The sequence below is a fragment of the Pseudoalteromonas sp. SR45-5 genome (genome assembly GCF_014163565.1).
GTDB lineage: Bacteria > Pseudomonadota > Gammaproteobacteria > Enterobacterales > Alteromonadaceae > Pseudoalteromonas > Pseudoalteromonas distincta.
The window spans coordinates 1-6,816 of sequence record NZ_JACJDN010000181.1 but is presented as its reverse complement, the minus strand read 5'-3'; the positions used below and the strand labels follow the sequence as shown (position 1 = coordinate 6,816).

At 41.2% G+C, this 6,816-nt stretch carries 6 protein-coding genes; 4 read left to right on the top strand and 2 right to left on the bottom strand.

Annotated elements, in window-relative coordinates; translation table 11 throughout:
* Nucleotides 1-250 precede the first annotated feature (250 nt).
* Nucleotides 251-1,315, top strand: coding sequence for a uroporphyrinogen decarboxylase (gene hemE / locus H5072_RS08815; protein ID WP_002961084.1), 1,065 nt, complete (start codon nt 251-253; stop codon nt 1,313-1,315).
* A gap of 95 nt (nt 1,316-1,410) precedes the next feature.
* On the opposite strand, the gene sthA is transcribed toward hemE, so the two are convergent.
* Together sthA and H5072_RS08805 are read right to left on the bottom strand one after the other, a co-directional pair.
* On the bottom strand, nt 1,411-2,841 hold the full coding sequence (gene sthA / locus H5072_RS08810) for a Si-specific NAD(P)(+) transhydrogenase (RefSeq protein WP_007378904.1): 1,431 nt from the start codon (nt 2,839-2,841) through the stop codon (nt 1,411-1,413).
* A gap of 13 nt (nt 2,842-2,854) precedes the next feature.
* The gene (locus tag H5072_RS08805) at nt 2,855-3,988 is read right to left on the bottom strand and encodes a fatty acid desaturase (RefSeq protein WP_182693294.1); all 1,134 of its coding nucleotides are present in this window, start codon (nt 3,986-3,988) and stop codon (nt 2,855-2,857) included.
* 126 nt (nt 3,989-4,114) lie between these two features.
* On the opposite strand from H5072_RS08805, the gene fabR reads away from it, so the two are divergent.
* The 3 genes from fabR to H5072_RS08790 all read left to right on the top strand — a co-directional run bounded on the left by fabR (nt 4,115) and on the right by H5072_RS08790 (nt 6,721).
* Nucleotides 4,115-4,738, top strand: a complete 624-nt coding sequence (fabR, locus tag H5072_RS08800; protein ID WP_007582233.1) for an HTH-type transcriptional repressor FabR — start codon at nt 4,115-4,117, stop codon at nt 4,736-4,738.
* A gap of 129 nt (nt 4,739-4,867) precedes the next feature.
* Nucleotides 4,868-6,055, top strand: a complete 1,188-nt coding sequence (locus H5072_RS08795) for a hypothetical protein (protein WP_259395910.1) — start codon at nt 4,868-4,870, stop codon at nt 6,053-6,055.
* A 9-nt stretch (nt 6,056-6,064) separates the two neighbouring features.
* The gene (locus H5072_RS08790) at nt 6,065-6,721 is read left to right on the top strand and encodes a peptidoglycan-binding protein (RefSeq protein WP_182693292.1); all 657 of its coding nucleotides are present in this window, start codon (nt 6,065-6,067) and stop codon (nt 6,719-6,721) included.
* Nucleotides 6,722-6,816 lie beyond the last annotated feature (95 nt).

Sequence of the window (6,816 nt, the reverse complement as noted above, 5' to 3'; positions counted from 1 at the left end):
AGATTTTTATTATTGTTTTTGTTAACGCGGGACAAACAATAACAAGGTTTTTGTAATGTTGCAAACATATTAATAAAAAGTTTTAAATGTTATTTATTTTTGTTTATTTTATAGTCAAAATGGATTAAAAAACTCTATTCTATTGAACTACCTCTAGGTAAAGCTGTTTTCGTCCCTAAGCAATAGAGGGTCGGAGAATATGGTGGTACAATCTTGCACAATTTATACAAGTCTTAGGATCATTTACGCCATGAGCGAATTAAAAAACGACCGTTATTTACGTGCACTTGCAAAACAACCTGTTGATGTAACTCCGGTATGGATGATGCGCCAAGCAGGACGCTATTTACCAGAGTATCGCGCTACACGTGCACAAGCGGGCGATTTTATGAGCCTGTGCCGTAATGCTGAGCTTGCATGTGAAGTAACACTGCAGCCACTTCGTCGCTACCCGTTAGATGCCGCTATATTATTTAGTGATATTTTAACGATTCCAGATGCGATGGGTTTAGGTCTTTACTTTGAAACTGGCGAAGGCCCTAAGTTCGAACGTCCTATTTCATCTCTTGCTGATGTTAAAAAAATTCCAAAGTTAGACCCTACAGACGAGCTTGGCTACGTAATGAACGCAGTAAGCACTATTCGTCGTGAGCTTAAAGGCGAAGTACCGCTTATTGGTTTTTCTGGTTCACCTTGGACGCTAGCAACTTATATGGTTGAAGGCGGTAGCAGCAAAGTATTTGGTAAAATCAAAAAAATGGCGTTTGCAGAGCCGCAAACACTTCATTTATTACTCGATAAGTTAGCTGATTCAGTTATTGATTACTTAAATGCTCAAATTAAAGCTGGCGCGCAATCGCTAATGGTATTTGACTCATGGGGCGGTGTATTAAGCCCGCGCGATTACAACGAATTTTCATTACAATACATGCATAAAATTGTAGATGGCTTAATTCGTGAGTACGACGGTCGTAAAGTACCGGTTACTTTGTTCACTAAAAATGGTGGTCAATGGATTGAAGCTATTGCAGCAACAGGCTGTGATGCAATCGGTCTTGATTGGACTATTAATATTAGCGACGCTAAGCGCCGTGTGGGTGATAAAGTAGCTCTACAAGGTAATATGGACCCATCTATGTTACACGGTACACCAGAGCGTATTCGCCAAGAAGTAGGCACTATTTTAGAAGACTTTGGTACAGGCAATGGCCACGTGTTTAACTTAGGCCACGGTATTACACCAGATGTAGACCCTGAAAATGCTGGCGTATTCATTAATGCAGTACATGAGCTAAGTGCTAAGTACCATAAGTAATAGTCACTTAAACAAGCTTTAAAACTGTTTAAAAGTAAAAAACCCGCTAAGTTGCGGGTTTTTTGTTACCTATTTATAAAGGCTTTTAAAACTACTTATTTAAATAAGCGATTTAAGCCATTTAATGCCGCAACACGGTAGGCTTCAGCCATGGTTGGGTAGTTAAATGTGGTATTTACAAAGTAGTCGATATTATTGCCACCATTTTTTTGTTCCATAATAGCTTGGCCAATGTGAACAATTTCAGAGGCACGTTCGCCAAAACAATGTACGCCAAGTACTTCTTTGGTTTCGGTGTGGAATAATATTTTTAAACTACCTACTTCAGTACCAGCAATTTGCGCGCGAGCCAAATGCTTAAACTGAGCACGGCCTACTTCATACGGTACTTTAGCGGCTGTAAGCTCTTGCTCGGTTTTACCTACTGAGCTCATTTCTGGAATGGTATAAATACCAGCCGGAATATCAACAATCAGCCTGTCATCGCAGTTACCACATGCAATTGCATCAGCAGCTATACGACCTTGGTCAAACGCAGCACTTGCAAGGCTTGGGTAGCCTATTACATCACCTACAGCGTAAACGTTATCAATTTCTGTTTGGTATGTTTCGTTAACTTTTAATTGGCCACGGCTATCGGCTTTTAAGCCAATGGCTTCAAGATTTAGTGTATCAGTGTTACCAGTACGACCATTAGCAAATAAAATACAGTCAGCTTTTACGCGTTTACCTGATTTTAGATGCATTATAACGCAGTCGTCACGCGTCTCAATTCGGTCAAACTCTTCGTTATGGCGAATAACAATACCGCTATTCCAAAAGTGATAGCTAAGTGCGTCAGATATTTCTGCATCCATAAAAGCAAGTAGTCGATCGCGTGTATTAACCAAATCAACTTTAGCGCCTAAACCTTTAAATATTGACGCGTACTCACAACCAATTACACCTGCACCATAAATCAGTACACGATGAGGGTCATGCTCAAGGCCAAGTATTGTGTCGCTTTCGTAAATACGAGAATGCGTAAAATCTACCTCTGGTGGGCGATAAGGGCGTGAACCCGTTGCAATAACAATCGTTTTAGCAGTCAGTCGCTCAGTTGAACCATCATTTCGTTTTACTTCAATTGTGTGCTTATCTACAAAGCTCGCATCACCTTGAAACATATGAATGCGGTTACGATCGTAAAAGCTACTACGTAAATTAGATTGCTTAGAAATAACAGAACTTGCGTGACGTAAAATATCAGGAAATGTTAAGCGGCTAGGGCGCTCACCAACATTAAATAACGGATTTGCTTTGTATTCAATATAGCGGCTAACAGAGTGGCGAAGCGCTTTTGAAGGAATTGTTCCCCAATGTACACAACCGCCACCAACTGATTCTTGGCGTTCAATAACCGCTACTTTTTTATCGTTTTTTGAAAGGTTCATGGCGGTACCTTCACCGCCAGGACCCGTGCCAATAATTATTGCATCATATTGGTATGTCACGGGTACTTTTTTTTGTTCTGGTTGTTTGGCCACAGCCACTCCTAAATTAATTAAAAGAGGCTTTTAATAACCTCGCATTAAGTGCTAGCCATGCCTGTTTTTGATTTTCCCAGGCGGCTTCCAACTCATGGTATTGTGCCATTAATGCTGAGCGTTCACACTGCTTTGCCATGTTATTTTTTTTAACTTCTAACACTTGTTTTTGTAGTGAACAATAATTTTGCAGTTTTTTCAGCAGTAAATCGTACTCTTGTTGTAATAATGTAATCTTATCTTGTGCTAAAGGCAATTTTGCAAGGCGCGTTTGCGTTTTGCTCATGAGCGTTTCGGCCTTCGCTTTTTCGATACGTTCAACAGGAGTACGCTTTAACTTATTGGCTAAACCTACAGCTGCTAAAGAGCGAATCATCCATTTTGTTGGGTCGTAATGAAACCATTTAATACCGTTACGGTAGTCGCTTGCAAAAATATGGTGGAAGTTGTGATACCCCTCACCGTATGTAAATAACGCTAGAAAGCCGTTATCACGTGCCGTATTTTTTTCGGTGTATGGGCGAGAGCCCCAAATATGTGCAACTGAGTTTATAGAAAAGGTAAAGTGTTGACTCAGTACTAAGCGTAGTAAACCTGCAAGAATTAACATCCCCCACACATCACCAACCAATAAACCAAGTGCTAGAGGCAAGCCTACGTTCATAGCAATCACAAGCTTTAAGTAATGTTTGTGTTGCCACATAACTATTTTATTGCGCTGTAAATCACGACAATTACTATAATCACCGTAGCTATCGCCTTGGTAGTCACGTAACATCCATCCGATATGGCTATACCAAAAACCATTGGTCGCCGCGTAAGGGTCTTTTATTGGGTCGTCAACTTGACCGTGATGTATACGGTGATCGCTACTCCAATGCAATGCACTGTTTTGCAGCGCAAAAGCACCGCCAAGCGCAAAAATAAATTCAACTGCAGGGTGTGCGTTATAGGTTTTATGTGCCCATAATCGATGGTAGCCGGCAGTAATTGATAAGCCCGCATAAAACATGCAGGCTACAAAAGCAATCCAATGCGCGCTGGTAAATCCGTAGCTAATGGCGTACCAAGGTACAAGTGTGGCAGCCGCCAAAAAGGTTAGGCTAAAAAATAGGACGTTTGTCCAAATAATCGGTGGTTTATTCATAATTCTCAATCTCAGCGTACAACTGTAAGCTAAAATAGTATTTCAAACTCTTGTCGTCAAGTATTAGACTGGACAATTGAGCTAATATCACTAAATATTCATATAAAATAATTCAGGGAGCTGTTGATGTCGGGTGTTAGAGCACAACAGAAACAAAAAACACGACAGGCGTTAATTCAAGCGGCATTTAATCAGCTGAGTGCTGATCATAGTTTTTCGAATTTAAGTTTACGCGAAGTAGCACGAGAAGCTGGTATTGCCCCAACTTCTTTTTATCGTCATTTTAAAGACATGGATGAGCTAGGTTTAACCATGGTAGACGAAGCCGGTTTAACTCTTCGCCAACTTATGCGCCAAGCTCGTAGACGAATAGCGAACGATGGCGGCAGTGTTATAAATACCTCAGTGGTTACTTTTATGGAGTTTATTGATAACTCAAGTAACCAATTTAGATTATTACTACGAGAACGCTCCGGGACTTCTAAAGCATTTAGAGCCGCAGTAGCGCGCGAGGTAAAGCATTTTATTTTAGAGCTGGCTCATTATTTAGAAAGTGAAACTAAATGTAATGCTATGCATGCCTATATTCAGGCGGAATCTATGGTAACACTCGTATTTAATGCGGGTGCAGAAGCGCTCGATATAGAAGGATTGCAACGCGACGAATTAATTGAGCGTGTTATTTGGCAGCTGCGTTATATTACTCGTGGAGCCGGACATTACGTAAGAGAAAACACTGAACAAAGTTAGCAAATTTAAAAATTCATTGTAGATTTTTTGTGCCTATTTCTTTATATTAACGCACTATAATAACGGCATACCTTTTAGCCGTAACTAAATAATAAATAAGTCTCTTATTAAGAGAAAGCGAGGATGCAAATGCTCACCAAGGATCCGGTGAACTTAAATTACCCCCCACTATTTGAACAACCACATAATGAGCCTGAAAATTCAGAGCCTGTGGTTACATTCTCTTATTTAAGTCGTGCTCAGCTTTGCAAACTTCCTAAAGTGTTGCAAAGGCAACTGCAAGACAACCTGTTTGGTGCGCTAGATAAACACCAAGCTGCGCGATTACGCGACGACACTCGGTGCCAATATTGGGCTAAAGACAAAGAGTGGAAAAAGGTACCATATTCTCTGTTTAAGCAAGCTAGTACACGCCTGGCTGTTTACCCAAAACAAACTCAAGCACCAACAAAGTACTCGGGCGCGGTTAATAATGGTTCAATTACATCATCGCAAACAGCGTTGCAAAACAATACTTTTATAAATAACACAGTAATGACGCCAAGCACTTCTGCATTTATAAACAGTCAATCAGCTGCGCAAAATAGTCCGCAATTTATAAATCAGCAAAGTTATAATCAAAAACCTAAAAAAGTATCGCAACCTATACAAGAGCATGCGCCGGCTGTACGCATTTATAAGCCAGAGCTAAACAGCACAATGCTATTAAAAGCGTCTCACACTGTTAGGCAAAATTTTACAACCCACGTACTTAGCGCCGCCGAAACCGTAGAGCAACTCGCCCAGCAATATACCGGCTATAAAAATGCCAACTTAATTTACGATTACAACCTAGGTTATAGCGAGCGAAAACCTGCTAAAGCAGGCACAAGCTTAACAGTACCCAATGGTTGGAAGCTCAATATAGAAGGCTCATGCAGTAACAGCCGCAGCGTAGTTATTCAGTGGCAAGGGCCAACTAGTGGGCAAATAACGCTACAACTAGAAAAAAAGCGCCCCGACGAAGTCTCGTTTTGGCAGCACTACGCTGAAGTAAAACCGGGTGTTTATAATGTTACGGTAACGGCCAATGGTGCAACCGACACCACCACATTTACTGTTGAACAACCCACTTTAGCCTACGAAATAGAATTACTCGATGAAGCTGGCGAGCCACAAGCCAACATGGGCTACAAAATACGCCTACGCAACGGCCACATTATTACCGGGCAGCTTGATCAAAACGGTTATGCCAACGTATCAGGCCCCGACTTTGAAAACGCTAAAGTAAGCTTTTTTGAACTCGACAGCGAAGATTGGTCTGTAGGCAAAGTTTAAGGATATACAATGACCCAACAACACACCGTAGCCCAAGGTGAAACGCTATTGCGCATAGCAAAGCAATACGGCTACCAAACATCTAAAGCGCTTTATAACCACCCAAGCAATGCAGAGTTTAAAGCCCTACGCCCCGATCCAAACTTAATTTACCCGGGCGATAAAATTACCATTCCGCCAAAAAAAGAAAAGTTTATACCGCTGCGCACCAACAGCATTAATAGTTTTGTTGTACAAAACGAAAAAGAGTATTTTCGCCTGCAAGTATCGTACGACGACGGCGATGACGTAGCCGGCAAACGCGTAGTACTCAACATTGGTAGCCAAACAATAGATACTGTACTGCAAAGTGATGGGCTTATTGAAGTAGAGCTTAATAATAACGACGCTCTTACTGGCACCGTCGATTTATACCTAAATGAAGGCGAAACCACACCAACTAAAAGCTTTAACGTACAAATAGGCAATCTAGACCCAATCGACACGCTTTCAGGTGTGCAAGGCCGGTGCAATATGCTTGGGTTTGATTGTGGTACGGTTGATGGTGTTATGGGTAAAAAAACTCGCATTGGTGTAAAGGAATTTCAGTACGAGCACGATCTCGACATAGACGGCATACCAGGCCCTAAAACCAAAGCAAAACTACAACAAGTATTTGGGAGTTAGTATGAGTGCCCCGCACAGTATGGCAATGGTAGTAAATAACATAAATCCGTTAACTATGGTTAAGCCCGCTTTTGTATTTATGTATCAGGTTGATC

Coding starts and splice junctions, on each gene's coding strand:
- H5072_RS08795 (WP_259395910.1), top strand. CDS start 4,868: ATGCTCACCAAGGATCCGGTGAACTTAAATTACCCCCCACTATTTGAA.
- H5072_RS08790 (WP_182693292.1), top strand. CDS start 6,065: ATGACCCAACAACACACCGTAGCCCAAGGTGAAACGCTATTGCGCATA.
- H5072_RS08805 (WP_182693294.1), bottom strand. CDS start 3,988: ATGAATAAACCACCGATTATTTGGACAAACGTCCTATTTTTTAGCCTA.
- hemE (WP_002961084.1), top strand. CDS start 251: ATGAGCGAATTAAAAAACGACCGTTATTTACGTGCACTTGCAAAACAA.
- fabR (WP_007582233.1), top strand. CDS start 4,115: ATGTCGGGTGTTAGAGCACAACAGAAACAAAAAACACGACAGGCGTTA.